Source organism: Bradyrhizobium sp. STM 3557 (assembly GCF_045571465.1).
GTDB lineage: Bacteria > Pseudomonadota > Alphaproteobacteria > Rhizobiales > Xanthobacteraceae > Bradyrhizobium.
The window spans coordinates 3841991-3857413 of sequence record NZ_CP120697.1; the positions used below are offsets into that span (position 1 = coordinate 3841991).

Genomic DNA, 15423 nt, shown 5'->3' on the forward strand with positions numbered 1-15423 from the left:
ATCAGCGGTGCAGCGCGCCGCCAAGCACGCCGCCCATCATGCCGCCGAGGAAGGCCGCGCCCGCAGCGTTGCCGGTGTTGTCGGGTGGCGGCGAGCCTCGATAGACCGGCGCGTCGGCAGCGGTCGCGTTGCCCGCCGGCTTGGCACGTCGAACGACTTTGACGCTGGCGTCGCCAGTGCTGGCGGTCGCCGGAGCAGGGAGGGCCTCTACCAGCAGCGCCTTGTGCTGCAGCTTCGTCAGATAGCCGGTCGAGGGATAGCCGCGCGCGGCCTGCCACCGCTTGATGACCGCTCTGGTCTCGTCGTCGAACGCGCCGGTCAGCTTGGTGTCGAAGCCAAGTCCAGTGAGGCGGCGCTGCACGTCACGGCGCTTGATCTTGTCGAGGCCAACCTGGTCCTCGCTGACTTGCGTGCCCTGCTCGGTAAAGACGGCCGGATCGATACCCTTGGTGAGATTGCGGGTGGCGTTGTTGGCCGCGCCGCCGCTCTCGAGCGAGGCGATCCGTGCCAGCGCCAGCGACTTGAACTGTCCGTTCGGATAGGCCGTCAGATAGGCGTTGAGCTCTTCCGGCTTGTTGGAGTCCTTCACCGAGCGCCAGAACTCCAACTCGGCTTCGCCGGTGCTTGCGGCTGGTGCCGCAACTGCCGTGCCGGCGGCGGCCTTGCCCGCATTCGACGGCGCCGCAGCCGGATTGAGATAGACCGCGCCGATCAGATTGGTATGGCCCCAAGGCAGTTGGCCTTTGTTGGTCTCCTCGTTGACCTGGGCGCGCACTGCGGTCATGGCCTGCTGGATCTCCACGCCGGGCTGGGCGATGTTGGCGATCAGCGCGCGGGTGAACGGGCTGTTGGCGCCGGTTTCGCCATCCAGTGCGGTCTGGCCTGGACCGGTGGCGAACGCGATCAGCGTGCCTTCGCCGGACTTCATCTCCGCAAGGCCGGTCTGCACCGAGACGCTGCGCGTCGGCGAGTTCGACTTGATCTTCGCCGCGAATGGGTTGTCGCGGCAGGCATCGAGGAACACCAGCTTCACCTTGGCGTCGCCCATGGTCTGGTCGAGCGTGAGGTCGATGTTGATTGCCGCGCCGAGCTTGACGTCCATCTCGGATTTGATGTCGGCATCGACCGGCAGCAGATAGTTGGTGCCCGAGATGGCGATGCCATGACCGGCGTAATAGAACACCGCAATGTCGGCGCCTTGCGCCTTCCGGCCAAAGTCGAGCAGCTTCTCGGTCATCTTGTCCCGGGTGAGATTGGTGCCCTCGACCACGTCGAAGCCGACGTTGCGCAGCGTTGCTGCCATCGCCTTGGCATCGACCGGCGGGTTCGGAAGCTGCGTCACATTGGTATAGCTGCCGTTGGTATAGCTGCCGTTGCCGACCACGAAGGCGACGCGGCGATCGGCCTTGGCCGCCTGCGCTGCGAGCAGCGTGCAGGCGAGCGACAGCGCGACGGTCAGATAGCGCATCAGGAAATCCCCCCAACTGAAGCGAGTTCGTCACTGCAGCATTAGTCGCTGCTGGCGCGAAAAGGTCTCAGTCCTGATGCAAAAAAATCATGTTGGCCAAGGTCTTCCGCACCTGACGCTGCGTCAATGCGCCGCGCGCGCCGGGGCCGGCGAGACCGGCCGCAGGTTCAACACGTTGCCGGTCAGGATCAGCGCAGCTCCGAGCAGGGTGAGCAGGTCGAGCCGCTCGGAATAGATCAGCCAGCCGGCGGTTGCGGTGAGCGGCACGCGCAGGAAGTCCATCGGGACCACGATGGTGGCGTCGGCATAGAGCATCGCGCGCGCCATGCAGAAATGGGAGAAGGTGCCGCAGAAGGCGATCACCACGATCCAGCCCCAGGCCTCGGTCGAGGGCCAGGTCCAGACATAAAGCGAGGGAAAGAGCCCGGCGCAGAACTGCACCACCAGCATCCAGAAGATGATCGACACCGTCGGCTCGGTGCGGGTCAGCGACTTCACCAGCGCGATCGAGATGCCGAAACCGATCGCGGCGACCAGAGCGATCAATTGGCCGGGATTGACCGAGCCCGTATCGGGACGCACGATCACGATCACGCCGACCAGGCCGAGCGCGATCGCCGCCAGCTTGAACAGCGTGATCCGCTCGCCGAGAAAGCTCGCGGCGAGGAGCGCGGTCCAGATCGGCATGGTGAATTCGATCGCCACCACCTGCCCGATCGGGATCAAGGTCAGCGCGAAGAACCAGCCGATCTGTGCGCCGTAATGGACGAGGTTGCGTGCGATGTGCTGCGGCAGCCGCGCGGTCTTGAGGATGCTGATGCCACCGCTGCGCCAGATCAGGGGGGCGAGCATCCCAAAGCCGAGCAGCGCACGCATCTGCATCAGCTCGAACACGTTGAGCTCGCGCGTGGCCTCGCGGCCGGCGACCGCCATCACCAGCATCAGGCTGAGCCAGCCAGCCATCCAGAGCGCGGCCATGGTCTTGGAAGCGGGACGCTGCATGGGGAGGGAATCCGGCGCGGCGACTGAAGCTGCCTAAGGAATGGGCGGGCTATATCGCAACGGCGCTCAGACTTTGCAAACGAAATCGCCAGTTGCATTGCGGGCATGCAATTGGTGAAAGCGTACCGCGCGCCTGCGCCCGATCCCCGCGCTCACAAAATCCTAGAGCAGGGATGCAATCCGTCCTAAAGCGACCGCGCTTGATTGAGGAATCGACCCATGACTGATCGCCCCACCTCCGCGGATTTCGTGACGGCATTCGCCACCGGCTGGCCCGAGCGCGAGCCGCATCTGCTCGTGCTATCGCTGACCACGCACAAAGGGATCCAGGATTTCGCGATGACGCGGGAGCAGGCGCTCTTGATCGCCAAGACCATCAAGCGGACCGCGGCCCAACTCGCCGAGCCGAAGAAGGCGGGATAGGTGGTGCCCCGTGAGTGGCAGACGCCTCTAGACGTAGACGACCGTTTGCAAGGCACGATTCTACATAGGCTTCACTGTCATCGTCCGCGACGGCGGACGATCCGGTACGCTGTGACGTTTCGGTTCGATCTCTTCTGCCGCGGAGTACGGGATGCTCCGCCGGAGCCTGTCATCCGGCCGGCCGAAGGCCGGACCGGGTGGCGGAGCATGACAGCGTCGGAGATGGCGAGAGCTCAACCCATCCGCCGAGAACCGATTTCACGCTGAGCGAGCCGATATCTCAGCGCGACAGCGTGATATCGGCGCTGCGGAACTGGCTGTCCGCCCGCATCGAGACCGACTGCCTGTTGCCGCGGGTCGCGAGCGCGATATTGGCGTTGAAGCCGGCGGCGCTCGCCGTGAGCTGATAGTTGCCGGCGCCGCCGCGCCCCTGCAGCACGCCGCTGACATTGCGGCTCGACTCGCTCCAGGTGCCCGAAATTGCCGATCCCTCAGCCTCGACATCGCCGTGCAGGTTGAACCTGTAGGCGTCGCTGGCGCAGGTCAGCGCCAGCTGCATCCGGCGGCCGGCCACGGCATAGGTCGCGCGGCAGCGGATGCGCTCGGTCGAGCCGTCGTCGAGGCCGACGGTGCCGCTGCCGCTCCAGGTTCCGGCCAAGCCGGCGAAGGGGCCGCCGGATTGCGCCAGGGCCGCCGTGCTGAAGCCGATGGTCCCAAGCAGAACGGCGGCTGTCGCCAGCCGCCGTGCAATCCGCAAATGAAATGTTTTGGTCGCGTTAAAGCCGCGACGCCTGCCAGCGACCGCTGCACGGTATGCCTGCTGAAGCTCCATTCCACTTCCCCGAACCGGAATTGCCACTGATTTGGCCGTTGGCATATGCCCCGTTGATCGAGACTTTCACAAGGCCCTCGCGGCCGACCGAGCCGGAGACATTGGCACCCGCTGCAGAAATCTTGCCGTCGGTAACGGTCAGCATCGAGCTCGCGGTCGGTTCGCAGCTGCCGCTGTTGGTGGTGATCGTGACCTGCCACTGGCCGTCATAAGGGGACTGGGCGAAAGCGGGAGCGGCGGCGCCAGCCAAAAGCGAGGCAAGAAAAGCTGCTCCAATGCGGTCGAGACGCATGAATCAATTCCTCAATCTTTGGTGATGGACGTCATATTCCTGTCAAATGTGACCGAAATTTGCCGCAATGCAAGAATTGAAAATTCAAAAGGAATATCAATAATATAAAGGTTAATCCCGCTGCGGACTGGTAACCGGTGAGGCGCCGCCGGGGCGGAACTTGGTCCTAAAGCCTGCATATCAAGAGCTCGTGCTTTCCGCCTGATCCAGGGAACAGAATCGGCCCTCGCTCGCAGGCCGGATGAAACTCGCGTGGCTCAATGCGGGGTGAGGCTCGGCGCCTTGGTGGCGAATTGCTCGTCCTGCGGCTTCGCCGGCAGAGTGCCATGTCGCCTGCCGTAGTCGATGACCTCGCCGAGCAGCTTCAGCCCGAGCGGCGCCAGCGCACGCTCCCACAGCTCGCGAGCGGTCTCGCCCTTCTTGACGAAGCACCAGTCCTGCGCGGCGATCGCGCCGGCGTCCATGCGCTCGGCGAGATGATAGATCGTCCCGCCGGCGATCGGATCGCCTTCCTTGATGGTCCATTCCACCGCCGCAATGCCCCGGTGCCGCGGCAGCAGCGACGGATGATAGCCAATGCCGCCGAGCTTCGCCGCCGCGACCGCCTCCTGGCTGACGCGCGCATGGCTATGGGCGGTGACGATCAGGTCGGTGTTTGGTGCGATCTCCTCGGGCGTCACCAGCTTGGGGTTGGCCTGCACCACGACCTCAATCCCGGCCGCGCGGGCGGCGGCTGCCAACCGGTCCTCGCCATCGTGCACCACCACGCGGGCAATCTCGATGCCCTTGTCGCGCAGCATGTGCAGTGTCGCCACACCGAAATGGCGGGAGCCGACCAGGGTGATACGCATGGGGTGATGTCTTCCGTAAGTTGCGGGGCGAGCGGGCAGGAGGGCGGGGTGAATGATGATCCTGTCCGGGTCAAACCAATCCTGAGCGCTCCCGTCAAGCGCCTGTGCCGCCTTCACCACAGCTGAGCGGCCGACGCATATCGATCGGTGCAATCGCCGTGTTCCACCGTAGCTGCACGGACCGATTGCAGCATATGATGAGGACAATTCCTTAAGGCGCTGATGGCATACTGATAAAAGCCGCACCGCCGCGCGGCCGAATAGCCGGGTGCCTCGCCCGTCACCTATCCCCGGGGCAAGCGTACCCGGCTATTTGTTTGTCGGATCTTACGCCCGACAATCACGATCGCTTCAATTGCCCACAAGATTGGCATCCGACGCCGTGCGTAGCGCCTCATGCAGCGGTCCGAGGAATTTCTCGTAGCGCCGCCAGCTTCCGATCGCCCTGCGATATAGCGGCTCACGCACCTGCATCAGGCTGGCTGTGCGGACCGTCCGCTTGGTGTCCTGGAAGTCGCGGCAGGCGTCCTCCCAGTCGAGGCCGCAATGCGTAAGCACTTGTCGCGATACGCCTTCGAGATCGTCGACCAGATCCTCATATTGCACGTCGATCATGACGCCTGATGGCAGCACGTCGCGCCAATGCGCCATCACGCCCTCATAGCCGCGGTAGTAACGACCGAGCTCGGCGAGATCATAGGCAAAGGGCTGGCTGCCGGTGAACAGCAGCGAGTAGCAGGAGACGCAGTTATCGAGCGGGTCGCGCCTGATATGGACGATCTTGGCATTCGGCAGAGCGAGATGGATCAGTCCGACGAACATGAAGTTCAGCGGCATCTTGTCGACGATCCGCGGCGCCTCTGGCGCCAGCGCGCGGACCCGCGCCGTGTACATCCGCCCCAGCTCGGTGATCTCGTCCGGCGGCAGCGAGCTGATGAGTTCGGGATAATGGGGAACGGCATGCCGCCGCTTGGCGCATTCGGCGATCAGCTCCTTGAAGGTCTCGAGCTCGCCGGCGCCGAACACCTGCGAATGGCTGGCCAGCACCTGCTCCATCAAGGTGGTCCCGGAGCGCGGCATGCCGACGACAAAGATCGGCGACCAGGAGGAATCGCCGTGCCCGTTGAACGCCTGGATGAACTCCGGCGTGAACTTGGCGGCGATGTTCTTCATCGTCGCCAGCCGCTGCGGCTCGTCATAGGTGAAGGTGGCCCGCTTCAGCGCGTTGGCGGTCTTGAGATGCCCAAACGCGCCGTCATGCTCGCCGAGATCGGCGAGCGCCTTGCCCATCGCAAAATGGGCCGCGATCTGCTTCTCCTCGTCGAGCTGATCGACCCGCTCGAGCAGACGCCGCAATCCCGGCAGGCGGCGATCCTCCGGCTTGAACTTGCGCATGTTCGCCAGATTGAGGTGCACCGGCGCCTCGTCGGGCGACAATTCGATGGCGCGTTCGAACGCGGCGGTGGCCTCCTCGAACCGGCCGAGCGCCTGATAGGCCACGCCGAGATTGTTGTAGGAGCCGAAGCGATCGGGCTTGATCTTCAGGGCCTTGAGGTTCTGCTCGATCGACTCTTCCAGGCGATTGAGCTCGAGCAGGGCATTGCCGAGATTGCCATAGGCGTCGGCATAGTCCGGCCGGCTCGCAATCGCCTTCTTGTAGTGCTCGATGCCGCGCTCCGGATGGCCCTGTCGCAACAGCACGTTGGCGAGATTGTTGTGGGTCTCGGCGTGATGCGGGCTGTAGTCGAGGACCTTGAGGTAGCACTTCGCTGCCTCGATGTCCTTGCCGGCGGCATAGAGCAGGTTGCCGAGCGCGAAATGGGCATCGAGATGCTGCGGCTTGTTCGCGATGGCGCGGTGGAGCGTCGCCATGGCCTCGTCACGCTTGCCCTGGCTCTGCAGCACCATGGCGTAGGCGTAGAGGATGCCCGGGTGATCGGGCGCGATCGCAAGCGCCGTCAGGTAATGGCCGACCGCGACATCGAGCCGGCCCGCCGTGGCCTCGACCGCGCCGAGGCTGCCATGGGCTTCCGCAGATCTGCCGTTGATGGCGAGGGCCCTCTGGAAGTAGTTGCGTGCCTCGTCCAGGCGATTGGCATGGGTGCTGACCGCGCCAAGTCCGAGCAGCGCGCCAAAATGATTGGGCTGGACCGCCAGGATGAAATTGAACAGCGTCGCTGCGTCCGCGCGGTCGCCGCGGTTTTGCAGCTTCTTGGCAACGGCGAAGGCGCGTTCGGCCTCCGCACCCAGCATGCTCTGATCTGCCTGCGGCTCGACCGCCAGCGACGGGGCAGGCGGCGTGACGACGGGCGGAGCGACATTGGCAGGCGCAGCTCTTGGCGCGTCCGTGCCCATGATGGCCGTGACGGCACCGAGCACGGCGTCGGTGCCGAGCGCTTCCAGGAGCGGCCTCAGCCGCTCGCCATAGATGCGCCAGCGCCCCACGGACTCGGCAAAGAGCGGCTTGCGGACTTGGACCAGGCTCGCCGTGTTCACCGGCCGCTTGGTCTCATGGAATGACAGGCAGCGCGAGTCCCAATCGAGGCCGCAATGGGCGATCATCCGGCGCGCCTGCGGCTCGAAATCGCGCACCACGTCCTCGTAAGTAACTTCCAGCATGACACCGGCAGGCAGGACGGAGCGCCAGTGTCGCATCAGGCTATCATAGGCGTTGTAGTAGCGCCCGAGCTCGGCCAGATCGTAGGCGAAGGGCTGGGGCTCGGCAAACAACAGCGAGTAGCAGGAGAGGCAGGTGTCGATCGGGTTGCGCTTGACGTGGACGATCTTGGCGTTCGGAAACAGCAGATGAATGAGGCCCGCGAACAGAAAGTTCGCCGGCATCTTGTCCACGATCCGGTCCGCCGTCACGCCGTTGAAGTGATTGAGGTAAGTCTCACCGAGCTCGCGCAGCTCGTCATCGGTGAGCTCGGCGAGCAGCTCCGGATAGTCGTCGCGGCCGCGCTCCGTCAGCGCGCCAACCGCGGCCGCGAGGTGGCTGACCTCGCCGGCGCCATGCACGCTGGCGTGGCTGGCGAGGATCTGTTCGATCAGGCTGGTGCCGGAGCGCGGCATGCCGACGACGAAGACGGGTGCATCGGACGGCGTACCACGGCCAGAGCGGGCCTCGATCAGCTCCTTGGTGAAGACGCGCTTGATCCGCTCGAACTGCTGCAGCGCGAGGGTCTCGTCGTAGGTGAAGCGGCGGCGCTCCAGCGCATTGCCGGCGTGAAGATGGTGCAGTGACCGTTCGCCGTCCCCAATATCGGCATAGGCGCGACCGAGCGTGAAGTGCAGCGTGATCCTCTCGCGCTCGGAGAGGCTGCTCTCGCGGGCCGCCAGCGCCTGCAGACGCGGCAGGCGCGGATCATGCGCGACGAACCGCCTGACGGCGGCATAGTTGAGCTGGAGGCCGACATTGTCGGGTTCGAGCGCGAGCGCCGCCTCATAGGCGCGGCTCGCCTCGTCCAGCCGTCCGACGATCGAGAGCGTGGTGGCGAGATGGTTCAACGTCACTGCGTCTGCAGCAGCGACGGCAAGCGCGGACCGATAGCTGGCGATGGCATCGTCGAAGCGCTTCACCGCGCTCAGCGCATCGCCGCGATTGCGGAAGGCCACTGCATAATGCGGATCGATGCGGATAGCCTCGTCATAATGCGCGATCGCATCCTGATGGCGCCCGCGCTTCTGCAGCGCATTGGCGAGATTGTTGTGCGCCTGCGGAAAGGCGGGACGCTCGGCGATGGCGCGCTCGTAATGCGAGACGGAAGCGGCCCAGTTGTTCATCTCCAGGTAGATGTTGCCCAGGTTATAATGCGCCTCGGCAAGGTGCGGGTCTTGCGCAAGGGCCTGATGGAAGGCCTGTATGGCCGGCTCGAACTGCCCGACCGCCTGGTGGCAGCCACCGAGATTGAGCAGCACGCCCGGTGTTTCCGGGTGGATCGAAAGCGCTCGCATGTAATGGCCGATCGCCTCCCGATGGCGGCCGAGCCGCCGGCAGCAATCGCCGAGATTCGCGAATGCCTGGCCGAGCAGGAGAGCCGCATCAGCTGGTTGATCAGCAGCATTGGCGGCCTGGCCGAGCAGCATCTCGGCCTCGCCGATATCGCCGAGCTGCAGGCGGATCATCGCAAGCCCGCACAGCGTGCGGAAATGATGCGGCTGTGCGTCGAGCATGCGCCGATGGGCCTGCTCCGCAGCATGAAGCCTCGATGCGTCCGCGGGGGGCATGGGCGGGGAATGGGGGGTGGTCGACGTCGAAACGAGACGTGGGCGAAAGGCAATGGCAGGTTCGTTCATGACCGTCTTTGCTGCAATAATGTTGTCCGGACGGAATGACGCGACATCGACGCCCCGTCTGAACGGTTTTTACGTCGCAGCGGGAGTTGATCCCGAACGACGAAGCCAACGCGCCGCTCACCAGGAAGCCGGCGCAGCATGCTGCGCCGGCTGGCGTCGTTGATCCGCAGGGAGGCGTCAGCCCCACATGTGCGCCATCGCCTGTTGATGCGACATGTCGACGTGCGGAGCCAGATCCCAACCGGCCGCGGCCACCTGTGCATGGCCGTGATCGGCCTGATGGATTTCGTGCTCGTGGCCGCAGCCGCCGCAATGGCCGTTATCGGATGTGGTGGTGCCACCCGAACTCGTGCCTCCCGTCGCGCCGCCTCCCGACGAAGTGGTGCCGCCTGCCGTCGTGGTGCCGCCGCCGGTGCTGTGGTCGCCGCCGGTGCTGTGGTCGCCGCCCGAGCTCGTGCCGCCGGCCGTGGTGGTGCCGCCGCCTGCGGTCGTGCCACCGCCCGTCGCACCGCCGCCTGCGGTGGTGCCGCCGCCCGAGGTGGTCGTTCCGCTCGTCGCGGTGCCGCCGGTGCCCTCGGCGATGTTCGGGTTCGCGGTGACCGGGATGGTGCCATGGGCGGTCCCGTTGATCGATGTTGCGGTCGCCACCGTGGTCGCCGTGCCGACATAGGTCCCGCCATTGACCGGGACGTTGTTGCCGGAGACGTCCATGGCGTCGGCAGCAAAGCCCTGGCCGGCAGCGACAAGCATCGCCTTGTCGGCGGCGAGCGCATCGCCGGTGTCGCCGTTGAGGATGCCCTGCAGACCCTTGATTGCGGCCGCCGAGTCCGCCTCGAGCGTGCCGTTGAGCAGCTCGTTATCGAACCGGCCCTGGAACACCGCACCCTGCGCCGCGTCGAAATTGGCGCCGAACTGCTGGTAGTTCTGGATCTGCGTGATCAGGGTCTGGCTTGCCTGCTCGGCGCCGGTCGAGATCTTGGTTAGATGGGCGTTGATCGTGTTGGCCTCGGCCAGGAAGGCGGCCCAGAAATTGGTCTGCGCCTGGTTGTCCTGGAACTTGGTGACGGTGCCGGTGAGCCCGCCCGGATCCTCGGCGAAGCCGCCGGCATGGCCTGCATTGCCGTTGCCGCCCGCGGCGGTGTTGAGGTTGGCGTCGCCCTGAACGATGTCGATAATATCGAGCAGGTTGTCAGCGGTGCCGCGCAGCGCAGCCTGGTTGCCGGTGGTCTCGGCGGCGTTGTACTTGGTGAGCTGAAGGTTGATCTGATTGAGAACGGTCTGCAGGTGCACCGTGGTCAGCGCCGCCGCATTGGCGGTTTCGCCGTTCTCGATCTGCGCGAGCTGGGTCTTGTTGTTGAGGATCGCGGTGAGGCCCTGCTGAACCGCGGTGAGATCGTTGGTGACCTCCTGCAGATTGCCGGCATTGATGCCGCCCGAGGCCAGATCGACGACCTTGTTGAACACCACGCCAACATCGTGGAGGCTGTTGCCCGCGGTTGCCGCGGCCAATGCGGCCGGATCGTCAGCGCCTGCAGGGGAGGCCTGGAAGGCGACGTCGGTGGCGCCCGTGTTGGCGAGGTAGGTGACGCCGTTCAAGGCGGTCGTCAGGTGCGCGTCGTTGTGGATCTCCTGCAGAATCTCCTGCTGCACCGCTTGAATGGTCTGAGAGGCAGCCGCCGCCGTGGTGGCGTTGGTGACCTGTCCCGCCGCGTTGAGCAACGTGGCCAGTTGACCCTCGACATTGGTCAGAACAGCGGTATCCGTCGCGTTCAGCGCGAAGGTCTGGCCGCCGAGCGTGACATGAGCGGGATCGGCCAGCATAGCGGCGATGTCGGTCTGCACGGCCGTAATGTCAGCTTGATAGCTGCTGAGGAAGGTCGGTGAATTGCCGCTGCCCGCGAGACTGAACAGGCCGAGCGAGGCGCGGGCAGCGTCATTGAAGACGACACCGGCCTGAACCAGATCCGTCGAATGTTGCAGAGCGGAGGCGCGCGTCAGCAGGTTCGACGTGCCATTGGCCAGCGCAGTCGGACTGAAGTTGATGGGCGTCGGGGTGCTGCCGCCACCGCCGGTGCCACCACCGCCCGTGCCGCCACCACCGCCACCCGTGGGAGGAGTCGTCGCGGTGCCGCCGGTGCCCTCGGCGATGTTCGGGTTCGCCGTCACCGGAATGCTGCCATGGGCGAGGCCATGGACCGAGGTCGCGGTCGACACCGTGGTCGCGGAGCCGACATAGGTCGCGCCGCCGATGGCAATGTTGTTGCCGGAGACGTCCATGGCGTCGGCTGCGAAGCCCTGGCCGGCAGCGATAAGCATCGCCTTGTCGGCGGCGAGCGCATCGCCGGTGTCGCCGTTGAGGATGCCCTGCAGACCCTTGATTGCGGCCGCCGAGTCCGCCTCGAGCGTGCCGCCGAGCAGCTCGTTATCGAACCGGCCCTGGAACACCGCACCCTGCGCCGCGTCGAAATTGGCGCCGAACTGCTGATAGTTCTGGATCTGCGTGATCAGGGTCTGGCTTGCCTGCTCGGCGCCGGTCGAGATCTTCTGCAGATGCGCGTTGATCGTGTTGGCCTCGGCCAGGAAGGCGGCCCAGAAATTGGTCTGCGCCTGGTTGTCCTGGAATTTGGTGACGGTGCCGGTGAGCCCGCCCGGATCCTCGGCGAAGCCGCCGGCATGGCCTGCATTGCCGTTGCCGCCCGCGGCGGTGTTCAGATTGGCGTCGCCCTGAACGATATCGATAATGTCGAGCAGGTTGTCGGCGGTGCCGCGCAGCGCGGCCTGGTTGCCGGTGGTCTCGGCGGCGTTGTACTTGGTGAGCTGAAGGTTGATCTGATTGAGAACGGTCTGCAGGTGCACCGTGGTCAGCGCCGCCGCATTGGCGGTTTCGCCGTTCTCGATCTGCGCGAGCTGGGTCTTGTTGTTGAGGATCGCGGTGAGGCCCTGCTGAACCGCGGTGAGATCGTTGGTGACCTCCTGCAGATTGCCGGCATTGATGCCGCCCGAGGCCAGATCGACGACCTTGTTGAACACCGTGCCGACGTCCTTGAGGCTGTTGCCAGCCGCTGCCGCTGCCAGGGATGCCGGATCGTCTGCGCCCGCCGGCGAGTTCTGGAATGCGACGTCGTTGGCTCCCGTGTTGGCCAGGAACTGCACGTTGTTCAGCGCACCGGACAGGTGGTGGTCGTTGTTGATTTCCTGCAGGATCTCGCTCTGGACCGCATGAATGGTCTGAGTGGCCGCCGACAATGTTGCGGCATTGGTCACCTGTCCAGCGGCGGTGATCAGCGTGCCCAACTGGGCCTGGACGTTGGTGAGCACGGCCGTATCAGTGGCATTCAGTGCGAAGGTCTGGCCACCGAGCGTGACTTGGCCGGGATTGGCCAGCATCGCCGCGATGTCATTCTGGACCGCGTGGATGTCGGTCGTGTAGCTGCCGAGGAAGGGGTTGGAGTTACCGCTGCCTGCCAGACTGAACAGGCCGAGCGAGGCGCGAACCGCATCATTGAAGACGACGCCGGCCTGCACAAGGTCGGTCGACTGATTGAGCGCGGATGCGCGCGTCAGCAGGTTCGACGTGCCATTTGCCAGCGCAGTCGGATTGAAGGTGTTCGTCGCCATTGATCATCTCTCCCCAATTCATCCCGACGCCGTGCATATGGCAACATGCGGGACGCATAGAACGGCAGGCCCTTTCCGCCCGGCGAGCGCCGGTTAGTCAGGAGTGACAGTTGTGCTCCCCCAAGGACGGCTGCAATTAATTGCGCAAAAGGGGCCAAATAGAGCGCAGCGCCGTTCGCAAATATGTTGTTGTTCAGGCAATTAGAATCATTCGCACGCGCGTCACGCCACGTACGAAGTGCTTGAATTCATAGGGCAGATGAGTGCGCGGCCATCTTTCGCAGCGGCGTTTGCATCATATGGCCAAGAAGTCGCCCGCATCTTGCGGCGTAGCAGAAGACGATCGAACGTCTCGAACAACAAAGCTCCGGGTGGAGGAACCCATGGAACAGGCGAGACCGCACGCAATTCAGCGTGAGTCGCTGCCATTGAGATAAGACCAATAGGGGTATCATAGCGCCGACGAGGCGCTGCTGCCGATGCGACGAAAGCGCACGGTGCGATGGGCCGCAGCCGGCGTGCTCATTAGTTCGAAGGTCACACGCAAGGCATGGTGTCGGCGTCGAGGCCGGCGCGATCGCGCGCGCCGAGCCTGCGCGTGCCTTTACTCAGGCCGCGGACTCAGTTGGTTCCGCTCTCATTCCTCGACAAAGGCGCGATGAAGCTGCTCCGTGATCGGCTTCATCAGATAGCTCAACATTGTGCGCTTGCCGGTCTGCACGAAAACTTCCGCCTGCATACCCGGGATGAGCTGCGAGCTGCCGAGCCGGTGCCGCTCGTCTTCAGACATGACGATCCTGACGGTGTAGAAGGTCGAGTTCGACTTCTGATCCGTCGTGATGTCGGGCGATACGAAAGAGACCTGGCCGCTGAGCTGCGGTGTCGTGCGCTGGTTAAAGGCCGAGAAGCGGACGAAGGCGGCCTGGCCCATGTGGACGTGGTCGATATCCTTGGGCTGCACATGGGCCTCGACCTGCAGTTCGTCCGAATCGGGCACGACTTCCATGATCGTCTCGCCCGCTTTGATGACGCCGCCGATCGTATGTACCGCGAGCTGGTGGATGGTGCCGGAGTTCGGCGCGCGGACCTCGATGCGGTTGAGCTGATCGCGCGCGGCGACGAATTTCTCGATCAGCTCGCCTTCCTTGGCTTGCGCTTCGCCGAGATCCTTCACGACCTCGGTGCGGAAATCCTGGTCCGTCTTGACGATCTGGAGCTGCGCCTCGCCGATTTTCGACTTGGTCTCGGCGATGCTTGACACGAGCTGTCCGCGCTCGCCGTCGATACGCGCGGCCTCGCGCTGCAGGGTGGTCAGACGCGTGAGCGGCACCAGGTGCTTGTCGTAGAGATCCTGAACGCCGGCGAGTTCGCCATTGATCAGGTCGATCTGCTTGCTCTTCGAATCGGACTGCGCCTCCATTCCGCGAATCTCGTCATTGAGCTGCGAGACGCGCCCTTGCAGCAGGTCCTTCTGGCTCTGCCGCGTATTCAGCCGGGCCTTGAACAGTGAATTCTCCGAAGCGATCACGGCGGCGACATTGTCATCGTCGGCGCGGGAGGTCAGCTCGGACGGATAGTTCGGCTGCTCAAGGCCGTCCCGCTCGGCGCTGAGACGGGCGATCTTCGCCCGCTGCTCGTTGAGCTGCTTGCCGATCGCCTGCATCGCGGCCTTCACCTGGGTGGCGTCGAGCCGCACCAGCAGATCGCCGGCAGCGACATGGTTGCCGTTATCGACCTTGATCTCGGCGACGATGCCGCCGGTCGGATGCTGGATCGCCTTCACGTCGGATTGCACGACGAGATTGCCGGGCACGACGACGGCGCCCGCGAGCGGCACCAGCGTCATCCAGCCTCCGCCAAGCACCAGGGCCAGCAGCAGGATGCGCAGGCCGGTGCGCAGCTCGTTCTCATACATGCGGCCGACGCGCGGGATCAGCGCCTCGTCCGAAGCGTCATCGAGATGCACCGCGGTACCCTGGCTTGCGATCAGGGTCAGGCCTGTGGTCAGGGCCGTGCTGGCAGCGCCGGCGAGCTGTCCCATGCGGGTCTGCGGCTGCGCGGGTACGGGCAGCCGGATCTGCGGAGCCTCCGCAGGCGCGGCCGGCTGGGGCGGCGTGACAGAACGCCTGATCTGCGGTGCTGCCGCTCTCGGTGGCATCGGCCGGCTGGCCTCAACCGGCCGCAGATCCATCATCTCGGCCGGAGCACGCGGTGCGGCCGGACGCTGACGCTGCTGTCGCGGCGGCGGTGATATCACCGGCTCACGCGGCGAACGGACCGGCTCGCGCAGCTGCGGCTCCTGCACCCGTGGTCGCTGCGGACGACATTGCTGCGGTTCTGGGGCACGGGCGGAGCGAAATCCGAACTGCTTGAGCCAGCCGTCGAACGCCCGGCTCACCTTGCCTTTCCTGCTCTTCTTCGCGGGCCTTTGCGGCCCCTTGGCGCGGCCGGGGGGCGAACGCCGGCCTTGCCTTGCACCGTTGCGGGACTCACGCCAGTCTGGTTCGTTCTCTTCCTCGAAGGCGCGCTGCAGCCGCTGCAATTCCAGGATCAGCGCATCGCCCTGCGGACCGACATGGCGGCTCGGAGGCGGCGTGAAATCGTCGTCATCGAACGGCCTGAGGTCGTTGACGTGCTTCAT

At 64.9% G+C, this 15423-nt stretch carries 9 protein-coding genes; 1 reads left to right on the top strand and 8 read right to left on the bottom strand.

Going from position 1 to position 15423, the window contains the following annotated elements; genetic code table 11:
• Position 1: 1 nt before the first annotated feature.
• Positions 2-1468 (bottom strand): caspase family protein, encoded by a 1467-nt coding sequence (locus tag P6U24_RS17455; protein WP_407160303.1) that lies wholly within the window; start codon positions 1466-1468, stop codon positions 2-4.
• Between the two features lie 123 nt (positions 1469-1591).
• Positions 1592-2470: a DMT family transporter gene (locus P6U24_RS17460; protein ID WP_407160304.1), complete on the bottom strand. Its 879-nt coding sequence runs from the start codon at positions 2468-2470 to the stop codon at positions 1592-1594.
• A 219-nt stretch (positions 2471-2689) separates the two neighbouring features.
• Here P6U24_RS17460 and P6U24_RS17465 point away from each other — a divergent pair, with 219 nt between their 5' ends.
• Entirely contained in the window at positions 2690-2893 is a 204-nt protein-coding gene (locus tag P6U24_RS17465; protein ID WP_407160305.1) for a hypothetical protein, read from the top strand.
• Positions 2894-3173: 280 nt separating this feature from the next.
• Here the strand turns inward: P6U24_RS17465 and P6U24_RS17470 are convergent, their stop codons facing one another.
• The 6 genes from P6U24_RS17470 to P6U24_RS17495 form a co-directional block, all read right to left on the bottom strand.
• The gene (locus P6U24_RS17470) at positions 3174-3725 is read right to left on the bottom strand and encodes a hypothetical protein (RefSeq protein ID WP_407160306.1); all 552 of its coding nucleotides are present in this window, start codon (positions 3723-3725) and stop codon (positions 3174-3176) included.
• Positions 3670-4017, bottom strand: a complete 348-nt coding sequence (locus P6U24_RS17475; protein WP_407160307.1) for a hypothetical protein — start codon at positions 4015-4017, stop codon at positions 3670-3672. The genes P6U24_RS17470 and P6U24_RS17475 overlap by 56 nt, the downstream gene beginning before the upstream one ends.
• 257 nt (positions 4018-4274) lie before the next feature.
• Positions 4275-4868, bottom strand: coding sequence for a formyltransferase family protein (locus P6U24_RS17480; protein ID WP_407160308.1), 594 nt, complete (start codon positions 4866-4868; stop codon positions 4275-4277).
• Positions 4869-5219: 351 nt separating this feature from the next.
• Positions 5220-9041, bottom strand: a complete 3822-nt coding sequence (locus P6U24_RS17485) for a sulfotransferase (protein WP_407160309.1) — start codon at positions 9039-9041, stop codon at positions 5220-5222.
• A gap of 300 nt (positions 9042-9341) precedes the next feature.
• Complete coding sequence (locus P6U24_RS17490; RefSeq protein ID WP_407160310.1) at positions 9342-12782, bottom strand: hypothetical protein; 3441 nt, start codon at positions 12780-12782, stop codon at positions 9342-9344.
• A gap of 637 nt (positions 12783-13419) precedes the next feature.
• The gene (locus tag P6U24_RS17495) at positions 13420-15423 is read right to left on the bottom strand and encodes an HlyD family type I secretion periplasmic adaptor subunit (protein WP_407160311.1); all 2004 of its coding nucleotides are present in this window, start codon (positions 15421-15423) and stop codon (positions 13420-13422) included.

Coding starts and splice junctions, on each gene's coding strand:
- P6U24_RS17455 (WP_407160303.1), bottom strand. CDS start 1,468: ATGCGCTATCTGACCGTCGCGCTGTCGCTCGCCTGCACGCTGCTCGCA.
- P6U24_RS17460 (WP_407160304.1), bottom strand. CDS start 2,470: ATGCAGCGTCCCGCTTCCAAGACCATGGCCGCGCTCTGGATGGCTGGC.
- P6U24_RS17465 (WP_407160305.1), top strand. CDS start 2,690: ATGACTGATCGCCCCACCTCCGCGGATTTCGTGACGGCATTCGCCACC.
- P6U24_RS17470 (WP_407160306.1), bottom strand. CDS start 3,725: ATGGAGCTTCAGCAGGCATACCGTGCAGCGGTCGCTGGCAGGCGTCGC.
- P6U24_RS17475 (WP_407160307.1), bottom strand. CDS start 4,017: ATGCGTCTCGACCGCATTGGAGCAGCTTTTCTTGCCTCGCTTTTGGCT.
- P6U24_RS17480 (WP_407160308.1), bottom strand. CDS start 4,868: ATGCGTATCACCCTGGTCGGCTCCCGCCATTTCGGTGTGGCGACACTG.
- P6U24_RS17485 (WP_407160309.1), bottom strand. CDS start 9,041: ATGCTCGACGCACAGCCGCATCATTTCCGCACGCTGTGCGGGCTTGCG.
- P6U24_RS17490 (WP_407160310.1), bottom strand. CDS start 12,782: ATGGCGACGAACACCTTCAATCCGACTGCGCTGGCAAATGGCACGTCG.
- P6U24_RS17495 (WP_407160311.1), bottom strand. CDS start 15,423: ATGAAGCACGTCAACGACCTCAGGCCGTTCGATGACGACGATTTCACG.